Source organism: Ferrimonas gelatinilytica (assembly GCF_039544205.1).
Taxonomy (GTDB): domain Bacteria; phylum Pseudomonadota; class Gammaproteobacteria; order Enterobacterales; family Shewanellaceae; genus Ferrimonas; species Ferrimonas gelatinilytica.
Genome location: NZ_BAABLF010000029.1, coordinates 55,253 through 77,288, shown reverse-complemented (window position 1 = coordinate 77,288; position 22,036 = coordinate 55,253). Strand labels below are relative to the sequence as shown.

Sequence of the window (22,036 nt, the reverse complement as noted above, 5' to 3'; positions counted from 1 at the left end):
AGGCGATGAAGCCGTTTTTCCTCCGGGGACTTTCACCGCAGTACCGCCTAACCATGGCGGTACTGCTGTCTCTCGGCCTGATCATTTTTAACCAGCAGCTGACGCCGTTGCGTTCTGCCCTGGCGACCTTGGTGAGCCCGTTGCAGTACATGGCGGCGCTGCCGTCGATGCTGATCGACATTACCTCGGAGAATCTCTCCAGCCGTCAACAGTTGCTGGAGCAGAATCGCCGGATGCAGCAGGAGCAGCTGTTGATCAGTGAGCGTTTGCAGCGGATGGAACACCTGGAGCAGGAGAATCAGCGTCTTCGCAGTTTGCTGGATGCCCCCGCCAGCCTCGACTCCCGCCGCATGGTGGCGGAAGTGATGGCGGTGGACCAAGACCCCTTCAAGCACCTGGTGCTGATCGACAAGGGGGCGCTGCAGGGGGTCTACGTTGGTCAGCCGGTGCTGGATAACAACGGCGTCGTGGGTCAGGTGGTCGAGGTGAGTCAGGCGAACGCCCGGGTGCTTCTGATCTCCGACCTCACCCATGCGGTGCCGGTGCGTGTCGCCCGCAATGACATCCGTGCGGTGGCACACGGCAGCGGGCACAGCAATGAGCTGGAACTGCCTCACCTGGCGATGAACGTCGATATCCAGGTGGGGGATCTGCTGAACACCTCCGGTCTTGGGGGACGTTTCCCCGAAGGCTACCCGGTGGCCAAGATCACTCAGGTCGATCGCATCGCCGGTCAGGCCTTTGCCTTGGTCAAGGCGGAGCCGATCGCGGATCTGGACCGGATTCGTTACCTGCTGCTGTTGTGGAACCAGGAGGAGGGATGAATATGGATAGAGCCGTTGGCCGCCCGGTGATCTGGCTAACCCTGTTGGCCGCGACCCTGTTGCAAGTCATGCCGCTGCCGCAGGAGCTGATCTCCTGGCGTCCGGACTGGGTACTCCTGTTGATGGTTTACTGGGTGCTGGTGATGCCCCACCGCTTCAACATCCTCTCCGCCTGCCTTCTCGGAGTCCTGCTGGATATCCTGGTCGGGGGAACTTTGGGGGTACGGGGGCTGGCGTTTTCCATCGTGGCCTACGTGGTGGCGATGCAGTACCAGAAGCTGCGCCACTTTGCCCTTATCCATCAGGTGCTGGTTGTCGCCAGCCTCTCGTTGGTCCTGCACCTGACGGTGTTTTGGGCGGAATACCTGGCGAACCCCAAGGTGCATATTGATATGGTCTACTTCCGGCCGGTGCTGGTGACACCCCTGCTCTGGCCCTGGGTCTACTGGCTGTTGGGCCGGGTTCGCCGCCGGTTCCGGGTGAGGTAGCCATGAAGCTGTGTTTGGCCTCCTCCTCGCCCCGCCGCCAGGCGCTGCTGGCCCAACTGGGTTATCGCTTCTCCGTGGTGGCGCCGGACATTGATGAGACGCCTCGGCCCGCTGAGACGCCGGAGGCGTACGTGGCCCGGATGGCCCGGGAGAAAGCCGAAGCCGGCCGGGCCCTGTGTGAGCCGGACAGTTGGGTGCTGGGATCCGACACCATCGTGGTGCAGGATGGGCAGCTACTGGGGAAGCCGGCGGACCAAGCGGATGGGCTGGCGATGTTGCGTGCCCTTTCCGGCCGCAGCCACCGGGTGATGACCGCCGTTGCCCTGGCGGGGCCAGGGAGATGCCGGGATACCCTGGTCTCGACCAAGGTGATCTTCTGCCCCCTCAGTGAGACTCAGATGCTCGACTACTGGCGTACCGGAGAGCCTGCGGATAAGGCCGGTGGCTACGGCATCCAAGGCCTGGGCGGAAACTTTGTCCGGGCCATCGAGGGCAGCTACAGTGCCGTGGTGGGTCTGCCGCTGGTGGAGACCCGGGAATTAATTGAACAGATGACAGCGGAGTAAAGTCGATGCCTCATGCAGGACGTTCTTCCACCCTTTCGGGGGTCAGCGCGGAACTGCTGATCAACAGCTCACCCACGGAGATCCGGGTGGCGCTGGTGGAACATGGCATGCTGCAGGAGGTGCATATTGAGCGCAGCACCAAGCGGGGTATCGTCGGCAACATCTACCGCGGCAAGGTCACCCGGGTATTGCCGGGGATGCAGGCCGCCTTTGTCGACATCGGCCATGAGCGGGCCGCCTTCCTCCACGCCTCCGACATCGTTCCCCATACCGAGTGTGTCGACGTCAGCGAAGCCAAGCAGTTTCGCAGTGAAGATATCGCCTCCCTGGTCCGCCAGGGGCAGGACATCATGGTACAGGTGGTTAAAGACCCCCTGGGCACCAAGGGCGCCCGACTGACCACCGACATCACGCTGCCTTCCCGCTACCTGGTGTTCATGCCGGGTTCCTCTCATGTGGGCGTCTCACAGCGAGTGGAAGATCCCGCCGAGCGGGATCGACTCAAGGATATCGTTGGCCAGTTCGTGGATCGGGACGGTGGCTTCATTATTCGCACCGCGGCGGAAAACGCCTCCGAGGAGGAGCTGGCTCACGATGCGGCCTTCCTGCGCAGGGTCTGGCGTAAGGTGCTGGAGCGCCGTCGTCGTCCCGGCAAAACGGTGCAGCGCCTCTACGAGGAGCCCTCACTGCCGCTGCGTATCGTCCGTGACATGGCTGCCGGTACTCTGGACAAGGTGCAGACCGACTCCCAGATGGTGTTCGAGGCTCTGAGTGAGTTCATCAGTGAGTTCATGCCGGAGGTTGCGCCTGTGGTGGAGCTCTACCGGGGGACGGTGCCGATCTTCGATCTTTTCGATGTGGAGAATGAGATCCAGCGTGCGTTGCAGCGCAAGGTAGAGCTGAAATCCGGCGGTTACCTGATCATCGATCAGACCGAAGCGATGACCACCATCGACATCAATACCGGCGCCTTCGTGGGCCACCGCAATCTGGAAGAGACCATCTTTAACACCAACCAGGAAGCGACCCAGGCGATCGCCCGGCAGCTGCGACTGCGTAACCTGGGTGGGATCATCATCATCGATTTCATCGACATGATGACCGAGGAGCATAAGCAGCGGGTGCTGCACTCCCTCGAACTGGCCCTGGCCCAGGACAGGGTCAAGAGCAGCATCAGTGGGATCTCCCAGCTGGGGCTGGTGGAGATGACCCGCAAGCGGACCCGCGAGAGCCTGGAGCATGTGCTGTGCAGTGAGTGCCCCTCGTGCCGGGGAACCGGACAGTTGAAAACCGCGGAAACCGTTTGCTATGAGCTCTACCGGGAGATTATCCGGGTGGATCGCGCCTACGACGTTGATGAGTTCGTGGTGTATGTCGCCCCCTCGGTCCAGACACTGCTGGAGGGGGACGAGGCCCACAGCCTGGCCGAGCTGGAACTGTTTATGGGTAAGCGAGTCAAGGTGAAGCCGGAGCCCCTCTACGCCCAGGATAAGTTTGATGTGGTGATGATGTGATCGGATTGCCGCTGTGCCGCCGTGTCGGCCGTTGGTGCTGGTACGGTTTTGTCGCGGCACTGGCGGTTTTGGCCCTCACCATGAGCCTGGCGCGCAGCCTGCTGCCCCAGGTGGATGGGATCCGCAGCGAAATTCTCTCCTGGGCCGAGCAGCGGCTTGAGCTTGAACTGGCGCTGGAAAGCCTGGGTGCCGGCTGGGCCCATGGCGGACCCCATCTCACCCTGCGGGGCCTGAGTCTTCCTCCCCAGGAGGGCGTGAATGCCGAGTTCTCGGTAGCCCAGATCGAGCTGCAGCTGGATTTTTGGGCCACGCTCTCCACTCTGAGTCCCCAGCTTAAACAGATCCGGATCCAGGGACTGGACCTTGAGCTTGACCTTCAGGGGGGCGGCGAACCCGAGATGGAGTGGGGCAAGCTAACCCCCCTACGGGACCTCTTCCTTTACCAGCTGGGCGATCTGAGCATCGAAGCGGTTTCCGCCCGCCTGAACTGGCAGGGTCATGCCCTGGCGCCGATACACCTCTCTGAGCTGAAGTGGCAAAACCGTGGCCAGCGTCACCTCGGGGTGGGGCACATCTACCTGGATGAAGCGCTGCGGGACGATGAACAACTGACGGTGGCGATCGAACTGTCCAGTGCCGATCCGCTGGGGTTGAAGGGGCGGGCTTACCTGAACGCGGAACAGCTGGATCTTGGGGACTGGCTGGCCCGTCGCCTGGACGAGAACCCCTATCACAGTGAAGGGGTTCTCAACCTGCAGGCCTGGGCCAGCATCGGCCCCGAGGGACCCGGCTTGATCCAGCTTCAACTGGATGGGAGCAGTTTCAGCTGGCATCTGGAGGAGCAGACCCATGAGTTGTCGATCTCACAGGGCCGACTGCAGTGGCGCCCGGTGGGAAGCGGCGGTGAACTGCAGAGCCAGGCGCTCCAGCTGGTCAGCGATGGGGTGGCGTGGCCGCAAAGTGCGTTTGCCCTGCGCCATCAAAGTGGCGACCTGCGTCTCTGGCTGGATCGGCTCCCCTTGTGGGGCCTGCAACCCTTGCTGGCATTGGCACCGGGGCTGACGGCGGAGCAGCTGGCGGCCCTGATGGCGACCCCGGCGGAGGGTACGCTCGGCCCCTTGCAGCTGCAGCAGCAGGCATCGCAGTGGCGGCTGACGCTGCCCTTTGATGGGCTTGGCTGGGAGGCCGCCGCCGGACTGCCCGGACTCGAGGGCCTCAGCGGTGAGCTTTACTGGCAGCCGGAGTGGACCCGGTTGAGCCTGGAGGCGCAGCCCCTGGCGCTGGACTGGCCGGCACAGTGGCCAGAGCCGCTGCAGCTGTCAAAGTTGTCGCTGTCGGCAGAGTGGCTGCCGGAGCAGTCACTGCTGCGGATCCCGGATCTCGCCCTGACCAACGATGATCTCAGTGCGCAACTCAGTGCCGCGCTGGCACTGCCCGCTGAGGGAGCCAGCCGCCTGCAACTGATGAGTCGGGTCGCCCTGCACCGGGCCGGTGAGGCGGGACACTACTTCCCCCGTCGTGCTATGGGCGAGGGGCTGTCGGAGTACCTGGCCGGCGCACTGCGGGCGGGTCGCAGCGACAATGTGCAGCTGATCTGGCACGGCGAGCTGGGGGGCTACCCCTATCGTGATGACAGCGGGCGCTTCCTCGCCGGTTTCACCCTGGAGGGGTTGGAGTTTGATTTCCTCGAGCAGTGGCCGGCGGTGACCGACGCCACCCTCATGGCCCGCTTTGCCAATGAGAGCATGGATCTGCAGGTCGCGCGTGCCACCTTGGCCGGAGTGACTATCGAGGGGGCCCATGTGACGATCCCCACTCTGGACCGTAGTGCCACCCTGTCGGTGGAGGGCAGCCTGTTGGCGGAGCCCTCAATGGCTGAAGCGGTGCTGGGGGGGACCTTCCTGGCACCGACGGTGCTGGGTACCCTGGAACAGGTTCAGCTCCAGGCCCCTGTGCCGCTGTCGCTGGATATGACTTTTCCACTGGGCTCCGAAGTGGCGGATCAGTCCAACGTGGTCAAGGGGCGGTTGGCGTTTTGGGACACGCCGGTGCACCTGAGCACCCTGGACCTGGATCTTGAGCAGGTGCGGGGTGAGCTGCGCTTTAGCAACAGTGATATCGAGGCGGATGCGCTGATGGCCCGGATCTACAACCAGCCCACGGAGCTGGCCCTGCGGGGGGGATCCCGGGGGGAGGACTACGGCATCGACATCGACTTTACCAGCCATTGGCAGCAGCAGCGGATCCCGCCCGCCTTGCAGACGCCGCTGGACCCCTTTATCACCGGGGGCACCCGTCTCGATGGCCAGTTGGCCCTACGCTTGGGCTCGGAAAGCCTCGACTACCAGGCCGAGATCCACTCTGAGCTGACCGGGTTGAAGCTGGGGCTGCCCGGCGTTCTCTACAAGGAGTCGGATCAGCCCTGGTCGGCGACGCTGGCGCTGACCGGTGACAAGGAGGGCAGCGAGCTGTATCTGCAACTTGCGGAGCGGGCCCATTTTATCGGGGATCTCAGCTATGCCGACGGCGCGGGATTTGATCGCTACCACCTGGCCCTGGACCAGGCTGAGCCCACACCGGCCGAGCGCAATAGCGGGTTGATCTCGCTGCAGAGCGCCCGGATAGACCTGTCGGAATATGACCCCCTGATCCGTGCTTTTGCCGAAGCTCCGTCCCGGGATGATACTGCCCGACGCTCGCTGCTGCCGCCCCTGGATCGGATCCAGATCCGGGCGGATGAACTGCGTCTTCTGGAACAGTCTCTGGGTTCAGGGTCACTGACCGCGCAACCGAACCGGGATGGATGGGGCATCGCTCTGGAGAGTGAAGGGCTGCGTGGTGAGGCTTTGGTGGGGGAGGGAAACCATGGTCTTGGCCTGCAGATCCAGGCGGACTATCTGCACCTCAACAGCGCCGAACCGGAGCCCGGTGATCCGGACCTGTCGTTGCCGCGGATGATTGGCCAGGTACCGGCGCTGGATGTGGCGGTTGAAGCGCTGACCTATAACGGTATCGCCTTGGGGCGGGCGCAGCTTCAGGGGCACCGGGACTCCGGCGCCTATGAGATCACCCTCCTTAGCCTGCAGCAGGACAGTCATCAATTGCTCGGCAGTGGCAGCTGGTTCGAAACGGAGGGAACCACGCAGAGCCGTTTCGAGGGTCAGGTGACCAGCCCGGATGTGGGGGCGTTGATCGGCCAGTTTGGTTTCACCCCTGTGATCGAGGATGCCAGGACCGCGTTGAACTTCGATCTGCACTGGCCTGGTGCGCCCTGGCAGAGTGACCTCTCCACCCTCGAGGGGGAGCTGGATTACGAGATCACCGACGGACGGATGAGTGATGTTTCAGACCGGGGGGCCCGTCTGCTGACGCTCTTTAGCCTGGAGTCCCTGATGCGGCGGCTGTCGCTGGACTTCAGTGATGTTTTCTCCAAGGGGATGCACTTTCGCCGTTTCGCAGGCACCCTGCAGTTTGAGCAGGGGGTCCTGGTGACCGACGACAGTGTCATGGACGCCAATGCGGGCACCATGAGGATCAACGGTCAGACCGATCTCAACACCCGCGCCCTGGATTACCAGATCACCTTCAGCCCGGCTTTGACCTCCAATGTCCCCGCCGTGGTGTTTCTCAGCACCGGCGCCTGGACCGTCGGACTGGGGGCTTTCGCGGTCTCCAAGTTCCTGGAGCCGGTGATCGAGGTAATCACCCGCTTGCGTTACCATCTGACCGGGACCCTGGATGAGCCAGAGTTGGTTGAGGTAGAGCGGGCCAAGCGGGAGATCGCCCTGCCCGAGGCCGCCACGGGCGCCGCAATCAGTGAGGCGGATGCCGGCGCCAAGGCAAAGGCGGTCCAGGAAGCGTTGAACGAGGCGCTGGACGCCCCGGAACAAGGAGGAGCGAAAGATGGAGTGTCACCTGCTGCAGATGAACAGCCAGGGCAGCCCGGAGCGGGATCTGGCCTGGGTCCGGAGCCAACTGGCGAGTCTGGCTCGAACCCCTGACCCCCGGCTGGTGATCCTGCCGGAGGCGTGTCTGCATATGGCGGCGGGCCCCTGGAACCGGTTTGCCGAGCCGGATGAGGGGCCCAATCAGCAGGCGCTGGCACAGATGGCGCGGGAGTTTGATCTCTACCTGCTGGCGGGGACCCTGCCTATCACCGCCGGCGATGGCCGTGCCTATGCGTCCTCCTGCCTCTATGGCCCTGACGGCACCCGCCTGGGTCGCTACGACAAGATCCATATGTTCGACGCCAAGGTCGGGGATGGCAAAAGCTACCACGAGAGTGCCCACACCTGCCCTGGCGATGGGGTCCGCGTGGTCGATACCCCCTTTGGTCGCCTTGGCTGGGCGGTCTGTTACGATCTGCGCTTCCCGGAACTTTTTACTGCACTGGTCGAGCTTGGGGCGGAGATTATTGCGCTGCCCAGTGCCTTCACCTACAACACGGGTCAGGCCCACTGGGAGGTGCTGGTTCGGGCCCGGGCTATCGAATCCCAGTGTTACCTTTTGGCCGCGAACCAGTGTGGTGTTCATAGGGATGGACGCCGCACCTGGGGCCACAGCCTGGTGGTGGACCCCTGGGGGCGGGTGATCGCCGATGGGGGGGAGGAGCCGGGGCGGATCAGTGTTAAGCTGGACCCAGAATTGATCACACAGGCCCGGGATGCGATCCCGGTGCAGCAACACCGCCGCCATGCGGGTGGGGGTGACAACGATGAGAACGAGATCCTATGAGTTTTGAGACCGTATCCGCCACCATGCTGGAGCCGGCCCAGTTGAGCCCTGAAGCGCTGGAGAGGGCGCTGGCGGGCTTACACCGGCACAAACTGGACTATGCCGACATCTACCTGCAGTCCAGTCGCCACGAAAGCTGGGTGCTGGAGGATGGCATCGTCAAAGAGGGCAGTTTCAACATCGAGCAGGGGCTGGGTGTTCGCGCCATCGACGGGGAAAAAACCGGCTTTGCCTATGCCGACGAATTGAGCCCCTTGGCGCTCAAGCAGTCCGCCGACGCTGCCCGCGGCATTGCCGCGGCCGGGGGAGAGGGTAAGGTGCAGGCGTTGACCCGCCGCACGGCGCCCATCCGCTATGCCGGTCTCGATCCCATCGCCTCCCTGGCCACCGATGCCAAGCTGGGCCTGCTTCGAGAAATGGACACTTATACCCGGGGACTGGATCCCCGTGTTACCCAGGTAGTGGTCAGCCTTTCGGGTGTTTACGAGGAGATCCTGGTAGCCGCTTCCGATGGTACCCTGGCAGCCGATGTGCGGCCCCTGGTGCGCCTGAACTGTTCGGTGATCATGACCGAAGGGGATCGCCGCGAACGGGGGGCCAGTGGCATGGGTGGGCGTCATGGCTATGATTGCCTGCTGGAGCTGGATGTTGAGGGCAAACTCAAGGTGTTCTCCCTGTGCCGCGAGGCGGTGCGCCAGGGCCAGGTGAACCTCGAAGCGGGGGATGCCCCGGCAGGGGAGATGCCGGTGGTGCTGGGCAATGGCTGGCCCGGCGTGCTGCTGCACGAGGCCGTAGGCCATGGCCTGGAGGGCGACTTCAATCGTAAGGGCTCCAGTCTGTTCAGTGGTCGCATCGGTGAGCGGGTGGCGTCGCCTCACTGCACTGTGGTGGATGACGGTACCCTGAGCGATCGCCGCGGTAGCCTGACTGTGGATGATGAAGGGACACCCAGCCAGTGCAACGTGCTGATTGAGAACGGAATCCTCAAAGGGTACATGCAGGATAAGTTGAATGCCCGGCTGATGGGCGTGGCCCCGACCGGCAATGGCCGTCGGGAGTCCTACGCCCACCTGCCGATGCCGCGGATGACCAACACCTACATGCTGGCCGGAGAGCACAGCCCAGAGGCGATCATCGCGTCGGTGAAACGTGGCCTCTACGCCCCGAACTTCGGCGGTGGCCAGGTGGATATCACCTCGGGCAAGTTCGTGTTCTCCGCTTCGGAGGCCTATCTGATCGAAGATGGTAAGCTGGTGAAGCCGGTCAAGGGGGCTACTCTGATCGGCAACGGTCCGGAGGCGATGCAGACCATCTCCATGGTAGGCAACGACTTGGCGCTGGACCAGGGGGTGGGAGTCTGCGGTAAGGATGGGCAGAGTGTCCCGGTGGGCGTTGGTCAGCCCACCCTGAAGCTGGATCGTCTCACCGTCGGCGGCACCCAGTAGCCTGGGCGGAATTTAGCCAGCCCACGAGCGGGCCAGGAGAGACTCCTGGCCCGCTTTTTTTGGTTCTTCGCGTTTTTTTCGGGGCACTCTCCCGCCTCTGAAGGTGGTTACGCCTAAGGCGACGGCAACACGAGGACGACTCGCTTTGCCTCCAAGCGCCATTTTCCCTCACGCTTGCCCTTTGAGGCTGTGGCATTCTCTCTTCGCGTTTACCCCTCGGATTTTCCCCTGGCTTCAGGTCAGGCTCTGAACATCGGTCTATCGAGTCAGTTCAACCGTTAAATACCCCAAGACCTTTTTATACCGGTTACAGGTGTTCACCGCGCTTATCGGTGTGGCGGAAACCAAGTTGAGCCAAGAGGGTTTGTATGACCACCCACAAGTAGCGCCTGTTTGCCTGTATCTCGTCGGCAGTGCCCCGTGCTTCTGGATTGGCGCATTCGGGGGTGGTGCCCGGGCCGAGGCCAGGCTTTGCTTGCCCGTAGCTGATGGAGGCGTTGACCGGATCTGCCCTGAACGACGGGCGAGATTACGACGTAAGTACGTCAACTCTCCTACTTTTATTCTTAGGGTTTGGCGTCACTCTTGTGCGCTGTTAGAATGCCTAGAGCAATTACTCTAATTTATTCTTTGATGATTCCACGGGAGAGTCCCATCGAGATCGAGACCGTCAAGCCGGTAAGCCGGCAATATGAGCGTCCCCCCTCAAGTCACAGGGCCTCGGGGAAAATGACAGGATCGTGGCGAGGCTGGTTGGGCTCGTTGACGTTGTGCGCCGTGGCGTATTGGCCCTTGGGGCTTGCAGCGGCACCACTGTCGCTGCTGGAGGCGTGGCAGCACCTGGACAGCGACAGCGCCGCCCTGCAGGCGGAGCGTGAAGCGAGCCGCCGTGCCGAGAGTGAGCGGCAAGCGGCCGACGCGCTGGGGGGCCCCAGCCTCTCTCTGGGGGCCACCTACCTCTACTTGGATCAGCCCGTCTCTCTGGATCTCAGCGGTACCTTACCCAGTATCCTGCCTCCCGGGCTGATCAGTCCGGTCAACCTGACCGAACGCTCTATCTACCGAACCTCTCTGAGGGGCCAGTGGCCACTCTATGCCGGTGGCCGTATTGATGCTGCCCAGGCGGTGAAGCAGGCGGAGATGGAAGCGCAGAAACAGCAGCTGGAGATCCGTCGTCGGGAGCAGTTTAACCTGTTGGTGGAGCGTTATTACGGGGTGCTGCTGGCGAAACAGAACGCGCAGCTGCGCCAGGCCCAGGTGACGGCTCGCCGATCCCATGCCCGCAACGCCCGTTTGTTGGAGGAGCAGGGGCAGATTGCGCGGGTAGAGCGACTCAATGCCGAAGTGGCACTGGAGCAGGCCCAGGTAGCTGCACGTCAGGCCGACAGTGAACTTCGTATCGCCCAGCGTGCCCTGGCCAGCCTGTTACGCCAGGAGGGGGGCGAGCCGATGATCTACGGTGCAGAACGTTTGTCGGTGCCACCGGTGGCGCCCCTGGAACAGGCACTGGTGGAGACCCATCCGGCTCTGAAGCTGTTTGATGCCAAGGAGCGTCAGGCCCAGGGGGCGATCAAGGCCGAAAAGGGACGCTACAAGCCGGAGCTGGGTCTCTTCGGTACCTACACCCTGCTGGAGGATGACAGCCTGCTGTCGGATCTGGAGCCGGAGTGGATGGTGGGGGTGCGCTTCACCATGCCGTTGGTGACCAACGATGGTCGCCGAGATCGGGTCAAGGCAGCACGCAGCGCCGAGTTGGAAGCCCGTCATCGTCGCGCCCAGGCGGAGCAGGACCTGCGTTTGTTGCTGGTGTCCCAGCATGAGGCGATGCGTCAGGCGGCGGACCAGTTCGAGAGTTACTACGCCACCATCGCGCTGGCGCAGGAGAATCGCCACCTGCGCCAGGAGGCGTTCTCCCAGGGACTGGCTACCTCACTGGAGCTGGTGGACGCGGACCAAAGCCTGACCGCTGCCCAGTTGGGACAGGCGTTCTCCCGCTACCAGTACCTCAAGGCGTTGGCCCAGGTGATGTCCCTCAGTGGCCAGATAGAGCCTTTCTTTTCCCAGATCAGTGCATCGGAAATCGCGCAATGAAAAAGACCCTGACACTCGCCTCGTTGGCGTTCCTCATTTTGGGCGCCCTGGCGGCCTGGGCCATGTTCCGGGCCTACCAGCCTCAACCCCAGTGGCTTCAGGGCCAGATTGAAGCCCGCCAATACCAGATCTCCTCCAAGGCGGCGGGCCGTCTGGTCGCCCTGCACGTGCGCCGGGGAGACCAGGTGGAGGCGGGACAGGAGCTGTACCGCCTCGACAGCCCCGAGCTGGAAGCCCGTTTTCGCCAGGCACAAGCCGGGGCCAGCGCCGCCGATGCGATGCGACAGGAGGCGGACAGCGGTGCGCGGCAGCAGCAGATCGACGCCGCCTACCAGGATTGGCAGCGTGCCCTGGCGGCGGAGAACCTGACGCAGACCACCTACGAACGAATTCAGGCGCTCTTCGATGAGGGGGTGTTGGCCCGGCAGAAGCGGGATGAAGCCTACGCCCAGTGGCAGGCGGCCCAGCACCAGGCCAGCGCCGCCGAAGCACTGTACCAGATGGCCCAGGAGGGGGCGCGCAGTGAAACCAAGCAGGCGGCCCAGGGCCAGGCGGATGCGGCTCAGGCCCAGCTTGCGGAGGTGCAGGCGGTGCTGAGTGATATTCAGATCCGGGCACCCCGCGCCGGTGAGATCAGCCAGGTGCTGCTCCACCAGGGCGAACTGGTGCCCCAGGGCTTCCCGGTGATGACCCTGACCGATCTCTCCGATGCCTGGGCGTTGTTCCAGGTTCGAGAGGATCGCCTGTCGGAGTTTGCCGAAGGCAGCGAGCTGATGCTCACTGTCCCTGCCCTGGGTGAGACTCACCCCTTCACCGTGGCGTACACCGCAGTCCAGGGGGATTTTGCCACTTGGCGTGCCACCGAGAGCGGTCAGGAGTTTGACCTCCGCACCTTCGAGGTGGAGCTGCGTCCTAGCGAGCCCATCGAGGGGTTGCGGGCCGGGATGACGGTACTCTACAAGGCGGAAGAATGATCCCCTGGCTGCGACGCGATCCCTGGCAGGGGTTTATCCTCCTGCTGGCTCCCCTGCTGGTGGTGGGGGGGCTTTACACCATTTTTGCCAGCCGCACCCCGGTGGAGCTGCCGGTGGCCTGGTGGGACCAGGATCACTCCGCGCTGTCCCGACAGCTGGGCCGGCAGCTGCAGGCCAGCCCGGCGATTCGCCTTCACAGTGTTACCTCCCTGGCCGAGGGCAAGGCGATGCTGGCTAATGGCACCGCCTACGCCTTGATCCAGGTCCCCGTCGGTGCCAGCGAGACCCTGTTTCGTCGTGAGCCTCTGGTGCTGGACCTGAGATACAACGGCCAGTACCTGTTGCTGGCCCGGCGCCTGTCGGCACCACTCCAGCAGGCGCTGGCATCGGGATTATCGCAGCAGGCGACGCTGTCGTTGAACCTGGCCGGGGTGCCGGCGGCGGCACAGCCCGCCCAGTTGGCACCGGTCCAGGTGCAATTGACCGCCCTCAACAATCAGAACCTTGATTACGCGGCCTTCCTGGTGCCGCCCCTGGCGTTGGCAGTGTGGCAGATCCTGGTGCTGCTGTCGGTCCTCAACTTCTACCAGCGACCCCCTCCGGGTGTCTGTCCCCGCCGGGCCCTGCCGCTGCTGCTGGCCTGGCAGTGGGGCTGGGCGGGAATAGGACTCTGGCTACTCTCTCCCCTGCTGATGTTGCCAATCGGCACCCCGCTCTGGCCGCTGTGGTTTGGGCTGCTGCCGGTGATGGGGGCGGTGACCACCGCTGCCCTGCTGTTGCGGCGCAGCGGCCGGGAGGCGGAGCAGCTGGTCAGTGTCGGCGCAGCGCTGCTGACGCCGGCGATGACCTACATGGGGGTCACCATGCCGGAGGGCGATATGCCGATGGCGGCCCAGTGGTGGGGACAGGTGATTCCCAGTACCCACTACCTGCCGCTGCTGCAGAGTTACCGTGGTGTGGGTGAGGCCAACTGGCTGGCGCTGTGGCCACTGATGATGTTGCTGCCCCTGCTGGTTTGGTTGTGGAGGCGCAGCGCATGAACCGATGGATCGCCTTGTGGCAGCTGCAGGCGCGCGCCTTGGTGAGAGACACTGGCGTGTTGATCACCTTTTTCGGTGGCCTGATGCTCTACGCCCTGGTTTACCCGCTGCCCTACCTGCACCAGGTGGCCGGTGCTCAGCCTGTGCTGCTGATCGACCAGGACAACAGCGGCACCAGTCGTGAGCTGGTGCGGGCGCTGCAAGCCAGCCCCGGGATCCAGTTCGTGGCCACTAATACGAGCCTGAGTGATGCGCAGCAGGCGGTGCTGGCCGGGCAGAGCAAGGGGCTGGTGATGATCCCGGCCGGGTTTGAAACCCGACTGCGACGGGGTGGCAGTGCCACCGTCGTGGCGGCAGCGGATGGTCACTACTTCCTCTCCTACGGCACCATCGCCGAACAGGTGGCCCGGGCCAGCCTCTCGCTTGGCGGCCAGGTTCAGCTGGCGCGGCGGATGATGGCCGGCGCGGACCCCGCCTCCTCGCGTCAGGGCGGTGTAACACTCAACATGGTGCCGGCGAGCAACCTCAAGATGGGGTACCTCGATTACATCCTGCCCGGACTTTTCGTGCTGATCCTGCACCAGATCATGTTGATCTGCGTCGGCGTGACGGTGATACGGGTGCAGCGCAGGCCGGGCAGCTGGCAGCGAATGCCGGTTGCTGCTGGTCTGTCGGTGATGGCTTCGCTGTTGATCCCCCCTTTTGTACTGGCCAGCCTCCTCTACCTGGGGCCTCTGCTGGCCGGGTACGAGGTGGCTCTCCAGGGCAGCCTGTTCAGTCTGCTGTCGTTACTGCTGCCATTCTGGCTGGCCACCTTTCTGCTCGGCGTGGTGCTCGGGTCTCTGTTTCGCCACCGGGATAGCTATGCGCAGCTGTTGGTGTTGATCTCCATGCCACTGCTGTTCACCGCCGGTTTTGTCTGGCCGGTGGAAAGCATGCCGACCGTTTGGACTCTCTTGTGGGGGATAGTGCCCTCCCAGGCGATGATGCAGGGGATGATCCAGCTGACCAAGCTGGGTGGGGAGGACGTACTGGCACTGCAGTGGACCCTCTGGGGCCAGGTGCTGGCCTGGGGATTGCTGGCGGTGCTGCTGTGGCGCCGCCGGCAAGAGAAAGTACCCTCAGACAGTGCCCTGCCGGAAGCGTCCTGATAGAGACGGGGCCGCCTGCTTGCGCAGGCGGCCCCGTTTTTGATCGTGTTTCTACGTCGAGGGCGATTACTCCTCGAGCTGCTCCCGCAGCAGTTTGAACAGCTCCCGGCTGGACTTGGGCGGTTTGCTCTGGCTCACCTCTTTCTTGGCCTGACGAACCAGCTGGCGTAGCCGCTGGATCTCTTCACCGAGCTGTGGATGGGCCTGCAATGCCGCCCGGAGATCCTCGTTATCGCCGTTTACCAGCTGGTCCCGTAGCTGCTCCAGTTTATGGAAGTGGGCATTCTGGGCATTGTGCTTGTTGCGGATCAGATCCAGTGCCGCCTCGATAGGCTCCGGATCCCGCGCCCGCATCAACTTACCGATGTACTGAACCTGGCGCCGAAACGCTTCGTGCTTATTGCGGATCTTCTGGGCCAGCTCGATGGCATCCGCGAGATCCTCATCCAGTGGGATCTTGGTCAGCTCCGCTTTGTTGAGGTTGATCAGCGCCAGCCCCAGTGCCTGTTGCTGCTCCGCTTCGCGCTTGAGCTGGGTTTTGCTGATGAAATCGTCATCAAAGTCGTCGTACTGGGCCATGAGGCGCTCCGCAGGGTAAAAACCCTATTTTACCCTCAACCGCCGGTGCTGTCAGTGATGGGACAAATAAGGGGTCCGTTTGCCCGAGGGACTTTGTTATCCTGTCGTTTGTAACCTTGTTAACCGAGCTAGTGCAGCAATGAGTGAGCAGTTGGCGCAGCAGCGCGATGAGTTGGAAGGGGCGGTGGCCCAAGCCCTGGAATCGGCCCGTAAGTTAGGGGTCGACAGTGCCGAAGTGGCGATCCAGAAGCAGCAGGGCCTCTCCGTATCGACCCGGATGGGCGAAGTGGAAACCGTCGAATTCAACAAGGATGGCGCGCTGGGGATCTCGGTCTACCTGGATGGGCGCAAGGGCAATGCATCCACCTCGGATCTGTCCGCCCCGGCGATCCAGGCTGCGGTTCAGGCGGCGGCCACCATTGCCCACCAGACCACGGCGGACAGCCATAACGGCCTGGCGGACGCGGGCCTGATGCCAACCCAGTTGCCGGATCTGGACCTGTATCACCCGGAGGCGTTCGACCCCCATCAGGCGGTTGAGCTGGCGGCACGTGCTGAGCGCGCGGCGCTGGCGTCGGATCCCCGCATCGTCAACTCCGATGGCGCCAGCTTCAACAGCCATGAAGGGCTGAAGGTGTATGGCAATAGCCACGGTTTTATCGCCAGTTACCCCTCTTCCCGACATAGCCTGTCGGCAGTGGTGATCGGCCAGGACCAGCACGGCATGGAGCGGGACTACGATTATGGTGTCGCCCGACGCTTTGCCGATCTGCCTGAGCCGGAAGCGATTGGCCACCAGGCCGGAGTGGATACGGCAGCACGTCTCGGCGCCCGAAAAATTGATACCTGCACGGTGCCGGTGCTGTTCAATGCGGCGCAGTCGGTGGGGCTGATCGGACACCTGATTGGCGCCATCAGCGGCGCCAGCCTCTACCGCAATGCCAGCTTCCTAAAGGACAGTCTGGACAGCGAGATCTTCCCGCGCTGGTTCCAGATCTCGGAGCGGCCTCACCTTCCCGGTGCCCTGGCGTCGTCCCCCTTTGATGGTGAGGGGGTCGCCACCCGCGACCGGGAGATTGTTCAGGATGGGGTCCTGAAGAGCTACCTGCTCACGGCCTACTCCGCCCGACGACTCGGACTGGCCAATACCGGCCATGCCGGTGGGATCTACAACTGGCAGTTGTCCCGCAACGGAGGCGACCTGGCGGCCATGCTCAGACAGCTGGGCACTGGTCTCTATGTGACCGAACTGATGGGGCAGGGGGTCAATGGGGTGACCGGCGACTACTCCCGCGGTGCCGCAGGCTTCTGGGTTGAAAACGGGGAGATCCAATATCCGGTGCATGAGATCACCATCGCCGGAAACCTAAAGACCATGTACCGCGACATGGTGGCCATGGGCTCAGATATCGATCCTCGCCACTCCATCGCCGCCGGCCCGATCCTGCTGGAGTCGATGAAGATCGCCGGCAACTGAAGCCGCAATGTTTGCCCAAACGAGCCCCGGTGGTGAGGGCTCGTAACGTTTTCGATGACAAGGCACGTTGCTCTTGTCTCGGAGGAGTGGCACCGAGGCGCCTGGCTGCGTAAACTTGCCGCCCTCTCTTTGCTAAAGGTCATCCCATGCTCAATAACGATCTGCTGCGTCAACTGCGCTACGCCCTTAAGTTCAATAATCCGGATGTGATCGCGGTGTTTGCCCTGATGCAATACCCCATCACCAAGGAGGAGCTGGACGCCATGCTTAAGCGCGAGGAGGAGGCGGGGTTCGTACTCTGCCGGGATCGTACCCTGGCCGCCTTCCTCGACGGGCTGATCATCCGCAACCGTGGGGTGCAGCCGGGGCGGGAGCCACAGTTGTTGGGGCCCAAGGCGCGGTTGAGTAACAATGAGATCCTTCGTAAGCTGCGTATCGCGCTGACGCTCAAGGATGACGATATCATCGCCATCCTCAAGCTGGCGGGCTTCCGCATCTCCAAGTCTGAGCTTTCGGCCCTGTTCCGCAGTCCGGACCACCGTAACTATCAGGCCTGTGGTGATCAGTTGCTGCGCAACTTTGTGCGTGGACTTGGCAAGCAGCGCCGAACTGAGGAATCCTGAGGCGCCCACCGGGATTGAGGCCCCGCCTATGGCTGGGGCGGGCTCAGAACGGTTCGAAGGGGCGTCCTAGAGCCGGCGAATTTGGCGGATCTCAATGACCCGCCCGTCGCGAATGCGAAAAATGGTGGTGGGGCCTGAGCGCTCCTGCCTGAAGTGATACTCCCGGGCACCACGGCCGACGCTGAGGGATTCCAGTGGTCGTCCGCAGTGGGCCAGCAGGGTGGCCCGACTGTCGCCCAGCTTCACCAGGTCCGTGCCACAACGAGCACTGTGTAACCGGTTTTCGACCGCCTGGAGCGAGTTCGGTAACACGCCCAGTGCCAGCCAAAGTATGGCTAACCCCTTTCCAAGCCGAGCTATCCTCTTTTTACTCATCCTGCACCTCTCCCTGTGTCCTCTGCCGTTACCGGATCGTGGTGACGGCAGTGCATTAAACTATGGTGACTGAACTTATCGCTGGCCCGCGGGTTTGAGTGAAGTTGGGCCGCGCAACGAAGAGGGGATGATGCCCGCGCTCTCTATACACACCCTGGGGTATGTGACGGCGCTGCTGCCGCTGCTGACAACCCACCTTTGTTGGGGCCTGAGTATCCTCCTTGGCTACATCGAACCCTGCAATCCCTATGGTGTGGATTGCGTGAGCATCAGCAATACGGGGCGCCACGGGGTTGCCTATTTCCTTTTCAAGGCTGGTATGTTGCCGACCACCCTGCTGCTGTTTCTCTTCTGGGGGCTCTGCTGGCAATGGCTGGCGCTGTTGGGCCAGGGCCGTCACCGTGCCTGGTTACTGGTGGCCCTGCTTGGCTCCGCTGCCTTGATGCTCTATGCCCTGACACTGGGCCACAGCACCGGCTACTACCCGGTGCTGCGTCGCAATGGCATCGCCCTGTTCCTGTTTATGACCTTTACCCTGCAGGTGGTGGTGGCCGATGGGCTCTATCGGACCGAACGCTGGCATGGTGCTGGGCTTGGGCTGCTGTGGTTAAGCACCCTGACCCTGGTGGTGGCCCTGTTGTCGGTAGCGCTGGCGGCTTGGCTTGGTGAGGGGTATGAGCGGTTGGAGAACGGGTTTGAGTGGTGGTTACTCTTGCTGTTGAACCTGCCGATGCTGGTGCTGGCAAGGTTGTGGCAGCTCAGTGGCCTGAAAATGGGGTTACGACTGCAGGAGTAAGCCTGGGCTACGGTTTTTTACTCCTGTTCATCGAAGCGGGCGGCGAACAGTTCACATACCGCTTCCAGGGCCTCGGCTGCCTGGGGGCCCTCGCAGCGGACCTTGACCCGTTTGCCCTGGTTACCCTGCAACAGCAGGATCCCCAAGACACTATCCGCCTCGGCGACCTCCTTCCCCTGCTGAAGCGTGATCCGGGCGTCGAACTGGGCAGCCAGTTGTACCAGCCGGGTGGCGGCTCGGGCATGCAGGCCCAGACGGTTGACCACCTCAACGTCCCGTTCCAGCATCTCAGGACCCGGGCAGTTCGCGGTGACGCAGTTGCACATCTTTGCGATGGCGTCGGAAGCGCCGTGCCAGCTCTTTGGCGACGTAGACGCTGCGATGCTGGCCCCCGGTACACCCGATGGCGACGGTCAGGTAGGCGCGGTTGTTGCGCTCCAGCATCGGTAGCCAGTTGAGCAGAAAGCGCTCTGTGTGATCGATAAAGCGCGCCACGCTGTTGTGCCGTTGGAAGAAGTCCGCGACCGGCTGATCCAATCCGGTCAATGGGCGCAGGCTCGCTTCCCAGTGGGGGTTGGGCAGGAAGCGAACATCGAACAGGTAGTCGGCCTGCTTGGGCATGCCGTGCTTGAAGCCGAATGACTCAAACACCAGCATCATCGGCATGGTGTCCTGCTCGTCGTTGAGACGTTTACGCAGCTCGTCCGCCAGCTGGTAGACGGAGAGGTTGTCGGTAATGATGTGGTGATCGCAGTTCTGTGCCAAGGGCGCCAACAACCGCCGTTCCTCGGCGATCGCCTCGGCCAGGGGGCGACCATCCCGCGACAGGGGGTGCATTCGCCGGGTTTCGCTGTAGCGCTTCAGCAGGTGATCATCGCCGGCATCGAGATAGAACAGCTGCAGATCGATGTTGCTGTCGAGCTGGCCTCGAAGATGGGGGATGTCGATCTTCTCCAGCGGCAGATTGCGAATGTCGAGGCTGACCGCGACCTCCTTGCTGCGCCCCTGTTGCGTTCGCAGCAGCTGTGGGAGCAACTCCAGTGGCAGGTTGTCGACGCAGTAAAAGCCGAGATCTTCGAGTATGTGTAGGGCGACGGTTTTACCGGCGCCGGAGCGGCCGGAGAGGATGATTAACTTCACTGGGTTAGCAGCTCATAGAGTTCTCGATCATTACAGGTTTTGCGCATCGCCCGACAAAGCTCCTTCTGGCTGAGCAGGGCCGCCACAGTGCGCAACGTTGACAAGTGGGCCTGATGATCCTGCTCCGGAACAAAGAGGGCAAACAGCAGGTCGACCGGCTTGCCATCGATGGCATCGAAGGGGATCGGCTCCTCGGTTTTGAGCAGCACGGCGATGGGAGTGGTGATCCGTTCGAGGCGACCGTGGGGCAGGGCGATGCCGTTGCCGATTCCGGTGCTGCCCACTTTTTCCCGGGCTAACAGGCTCTCAAACAGTTCATGTTGGGGGAGATCCGGGCACTGGCGAGCAGCCAAATCACTGATCATCTCCAGTGCCCGTTTCTTGCTAAGGCCGGGCGCAGCACAGTGGGTGCGCTCCGGCGTCAGGAGTTGCGTGATTTCCATTAGTGTCTGGAAATTTTCTCTTTGTGCTTAATCACTTGGCGGTCAAGCTTATCCACCAGACCATCGATGGCCGCGTACATGTTTTCGTGCTCATGGGTGGCAAACACCTCCCCACCGTTGACATGGAGCTTGGCTTCGGCGATCTGCTGCAGCTTCTGTACATTCAGGATCACGTGGACATTGTTGATGTGATCAAAATGCCGTTCTAGTCGCTCAAACTTTTCATGCACATAGTTTCTCAAGGCGTCGGTCAGTTCGATGTGGTGCCCGGTAAGATTGATCTGCATAAGTAAGCCTCCATTGCGCTCTGTTACAGTACTTTGCGCTGGTTTGACGGGGGGATGGAGAGGGCTTCCCGGTATTTGGCGATGGTTCGCCGTGCTACCTGGATCCCCTGCTCCGCGAGAAGCTGAGCCATCTTGCTGTCGCTGAGGGGCTTTTTGGGACTCTCGGCGGCCACCAGTTTTTTGATCAGTGCGCGGATGGCGGTGGAGGAACACTCACCGCCACTGTCCGTACTGACGTGACTGGAGAAAAAGTATTTCAGTTCGTACACCCCTCGAGGGGTATGCATGAATTTCTGTGTAGTGACCCGGGAGATGGTGGACTCGTGCATCTCCACCGCTTCGGCGACGTCATTGAGGACCATGGGCTTCATCGCTTCGTCACCATACTCAAGAAATCCTTGCTGAAACTGGACGATGCAGTTCGCCACCTTCATTAATGTCTCATTGCGGCTCTCCAGGCTCTTGATGAACCACTTGGCATCCTGCAAGTGACCGCGAACAAACTGACTGTCGCCATTGTTTCTGGCCCCTTTTGAGAGGGCGGCGTACTGTTCGTTGATACGGATCTTTGGGACCGAATCCGGGTTGAGTTCCACCACCCAGCGTCCCTGTTTCTTGCTAACGGAAACGTCCGGTATCACATACTCGCTCGCGCTGGCGGAGATCGCGCTGCCTGGACGGGGGTTGAGAGATTGGATCAGTTCCATGGCGGCCCTTAACTCATCTTCTTTGAGTTTAGTGCGCCGCAGGAGGGTTCGAAAGTCGCGGTTGCCCAGCAGGTCCATATGGTCGTTGAGCAGGCTGATCGCTTCGCTGCGCCAGGGGGTTTTGGGATCGAACTGGGCCAACTGGACCAGCAGGCACTCTGCCGGATCCCGCGCGCCACAGCCGATAGGATCGAACTGCTGGACACGCTTGAGTACCGCCACGACCTCGTCCAGGTCGATATCATCCAGGCCCTGCGCTTCTTGCACCTCTTCGATATCAACAGTGAGATAGCCATGCTCGTCAATGGCGTCGATGATGGTGGTGGCGATGGCACGATCCCGATCAGTCATCGGGGTGAGCTCCATCTGCCAGAGCAGATGGCTGTGCAGGTCTTCGTGGGTTTCCCCCTGGTAGAGATTCTCATCGTCGTCGCGCACCGGCCCGGCGGGGGCGGCAGGCGCGGCACTGTAGACATCGTCCCAGGTGCTGTCCAGCGGCAGGTCATCGGTCATCTCGGTTTGGCTCATCGCCTCGCCGGTTTCCATTTCCGAGCGCTCCTTCGGGGCAGCTTCCGGCACCTCCGCATCCTGACCTTCAAACTCATCAACCTGCTCCAGCAGGGGATTGGCCTCAAGTGCTTCCTGGATCTCCTGTTGCAGATCCAGCGTCGACAGCTGCAGCAGGCGTATCGCCTGCTGCAATTGGGGCGTCATGGTCAGGTGTTGCCCCAGCTTCAGCTGCAGTGACGTCTTCATCGAGGTAATGCCCAATCCTTGTGTCG

Annotated in this window: 21 protein-coding genes; 14 read left to right on the top strand and 7 right to left on the bottom strand. The window is 62.4% G+C overall.

The window, feature by feature from the left end:
* Window positions 1–5: 5 nt before the first annotated feature.
* The 11 genes from mreC to ABD997_RS14090 all read left to right on the top strand — a co-directional run bounded on the left by mreC (window position 6) and on the right by ABD997_RS14090 (window position 14,827).
* Window positions 6–824 carry a rod shape-determining protein MreC gene (gene mreC, locus ABD997_RS14140; RefSeq protein WP_345317758.1) on the top strand — a complete coding sequence of 273 codons (819 nt, stop codon included), beginning with the start codon at window positions 6–8 and terminating at the stop codon, window positions 822–824.
* The gene (mreD, locus tag ABD997_RS14135) at window positions 821–1,312 is read left to right on the top strand and encodes a rod shape-determining protein MreD (protein ID WP_345317757.1); all 492 of its coding nucleotides are present in this window, start codon (window positions 821–823) and stop codon (window positions 1,310–1,312) included. Before mreC ends, mreD begins: the two co-directional genes overlap by 4 nt.
* A gap of 2 nt (window positions 1,313–1,314) precedes the next feature.
* Entirely contained in the window at window positions 1,315–1,878 is a 564-nt protein-coding gene (locus ABD997_RS14130) for a Maf family protein (RefSeq protein WP_345317756.1), read from the top strand.
* Between the two features lie 5 nt (window positions 1,879–1,883).
* A complete protein-coding gene (rng, locus tag ABD997_RS14125; protein WP_345317755.1) occupies window positions 1,884–3,392 on the top strand; it encodes a ribonuclease G in 1,509 nt (502 codons plus the stop codon).
* Window positions 3,389–7,393: a YhdP family protein gene (locus ABD997_RS14120; protein WP_345317754.1), complete on the top strand. Its 4,005-nt coding sequence runs from the start codon at window positions 3,389–3,391 to the stop codon at window positions 7,391–7,393. The genes rng and ABD997_RS14120 overlap by 4 nt, the downstream gene beginning before the upstream one ends.
* Window positions 7,296–8,126, top strand: a complete 831-nt coding sequence (locus tag ABD997_RS14115; protein ID WP_345317753.1) for a carbon-nitrogen hydrolase family protein — start codon at window positions 7,296–7,298, stop codon at window positions 8,124–8,126. Before ABD997_RS14120 ends, ABD997_RS14115 begins: the two co-directional genes overlap by 98 nt.
* On the top strand, window positions 8,123–9,571 hold the full coding sequence (gene tldD / locus ABD997_RS14110; protein WP_425557077.1) for a metalloprotease TldD: 1,449 nt from the start codon (window positions 8,123–8,125) through the stop codon (window positions 9,569–9,571). Before ABD997_RS14115 ends, tldD begins: the two co-directional genes overlap by 4 nt.
* Window positions 9,572–10,333: 762 nt before the next feature.
* Entirely contained in the window at window positions 10,334–11,662 is a 1,329-nt protein-coding gene (locus ABD997_RS14105; RefSeq protein ID WP_345317752.1) for a TolC family protein, read from the top strand.
* Complete coding sequence (locus ABD997_RS14100) at window positions 11,659–12,636, top strand: HlyD family secretion protein (RefSeq protein WP_345317751.1); 978 nt, start codon at window positions 11,659–11,661, stop codon at window positions 12,634–12,636. Before ABD997_RS14105 ends, ABD997_RS14100 begins: the two co-directional genes overlap by 4 nt.
* The gene (locus ABD997_RS14095) at window positions 12,633–13,676 is read left to right on the top strand and encodes an ABC transporter permease (RefSeq protein ID WP_345317750.1); all 1,044 of its coding nucleotides are present in this window, start codon (window positions 12,633–12,635) and stop codon (window positions 13,674–13,676) included. Before ABD997_RS14100 ends, ABD997_RS14095 begins: the two co-directional genes overlap by 4 nt.
* Window positions 13,673–14,827 (top strand): ABC transporter permease, encoded by a 1,155-nt coding sequence (locus tag ABD997_RS14090; protein ID WP_345317749.1) that lies wholly within the window; start codon window positions 13,673–13,675, stop codon window positions 14,825–14,827. The genes ABD997_RS14095 and ABD997_RS14090 overlap by 4 nt, the downstream gene beginning before the upstream one ends.
* A gap of 66 nt (window positions 14,828–14,893) precedes the next feature.
* On the opposite strand, the gene yjgA is transcribed toward ABD997_RS14090, so the two are convergent.
* Complete coding sequence (gene yjgA, locus ABD997_RS14085) at window positions 14,894–15,406, bottom strand: ribosome biogenesis factor YjgA (protein WP_345317748.1); 513 nt, start codon at window positions 15,404–15,406, stop codon at window positions 14,894–14,896.
* A gap of 139 nt (window positions 15,407–15,545) precedes the next feature.
* On the opposite strand from yjgA, the gene pmbA reads away from it, so the two are divergent.
* Entirely contained in the window at window positions 15,546–16,883 is a 1,338-nt protein-coding gene (gene pmbA / locus ABD997_RS14080; RefSeq protein ID WP_345317747.1) for a metalloprotease PmbA, read from the top strand.
* 146 nt (window positions 16,884–17,029) lie between these two features.
* A complete protein-coding gene (locus ABD997_RS14075) occupies window positions 17,030–17,506 on the top strand; it encodes a YehS family protein (protein ID WP_345317746.1) in 477 nt (158 codons plus the stop codon).
* A gap of 66 nt (window positions 17,507–17,572) precedes the next feature.
* On the opposite strand, the gene ABD997_RS14070 is transcribed toward ABD997_RS14075, so the two are convergent.
* Window positions 17,573–17,881 (bottom strand): DUF2845 domain-containing protein, encoded by a 309-nt coding sequence (locus tag ABD997_RS14070; RefSeq protein ID WP_345317745.1) that lies wholly within the window; start codon window positions 17,879–17,881, stop codon window positions 17,573–17,575.
* Window positions 17,882–17,975: 94 nt separating this feature from the next.
* Between ABD997_RS14070 and ABD997_RS14065 the strand changes: the two genes are divergently transcribed.
* Complete coding sequence (locus tag ABD997_RS14065; RefSeq protein WP_345317744.1) at window positions 17,976–18,677, top strand: hypothetical protein; 702 nt, start codon at window positions 17,976–17,978, stop codon at window positions 18,675–18,677.
* A 17-nt stretch (window positions 18,678–18,694) separates the two neighbouring features.
* Here the strand turns inward: ABD997_RS14065 and ABD997_RS14060 are convergent, their stop codons facing one another.
* The 5 genes from ABD997_RS14060 to ABD997_RS14040 are packed head-to-tail and all read right to left on the bottom strand — an operon-like array spanning window position 18,695 to window position 22,010.
* Entirely contained in the window at window positions 18,695–18,964 is a 270-nt protein-coding gene (locus tag ABD997_RS14060; RefSeq protein ID WP_345317743.1) for an HPr family phosphocarrier protein, read from the bottom strand.
* Between the two features lies 1 nt (window position 18,965).
* Entirely contained in the window at window positions 18,966–19,817 is an 852-nt protein-coding gene (rapZ, locus tag ABD997_RS14055; protein ID WP_345317742.1) for an RNase adapter RapZ, read from the bottom strand.
* Window positions 19,814–20,260, bottom strand: a complete 447-nt coding sequence (ptsN, locus tag ABD997_RS14050) for a PTS IIA-like nitrogen regulatory protein PtsN (RefSeq protein ID WP_345317741.1) — start codon at window positions 20,258–20,260, stop codon at window positions 19,814–19,816. Before ptsN ends, rapZ begins: the two co-directional genes overlap by 4 nt.
* Window positions 20,260–20,547, bottom strand: a complete 288-nt coding sequence (gene hpf / locus ABD997_RS14045; protein ID WP_345317740.1) for a ribosome hibernation promoting factor — start codon at window positions 20,545–20,547, stop codon at window positions 20,260–20,262. Before hpf ends, ptsN begins: the two co-directional genes overlap by 1 nt.
* 23 nt (window positions 20,548–20,570) lie before the next feature.
* Window positions 20,571–22,010 (bottom strand): RNA polymerase factor sigma-54, encoded by a 1,440-nt coding sequence (locus ABD997_RS14040; protein ID WP_345317739.1) that lies wholly within the window; start codon window positions 22,008–22,010, stop codon window positions 20,571–20,573.
* Window positions 22,011–22,036 lie beyond the last annotated feature (26 nt).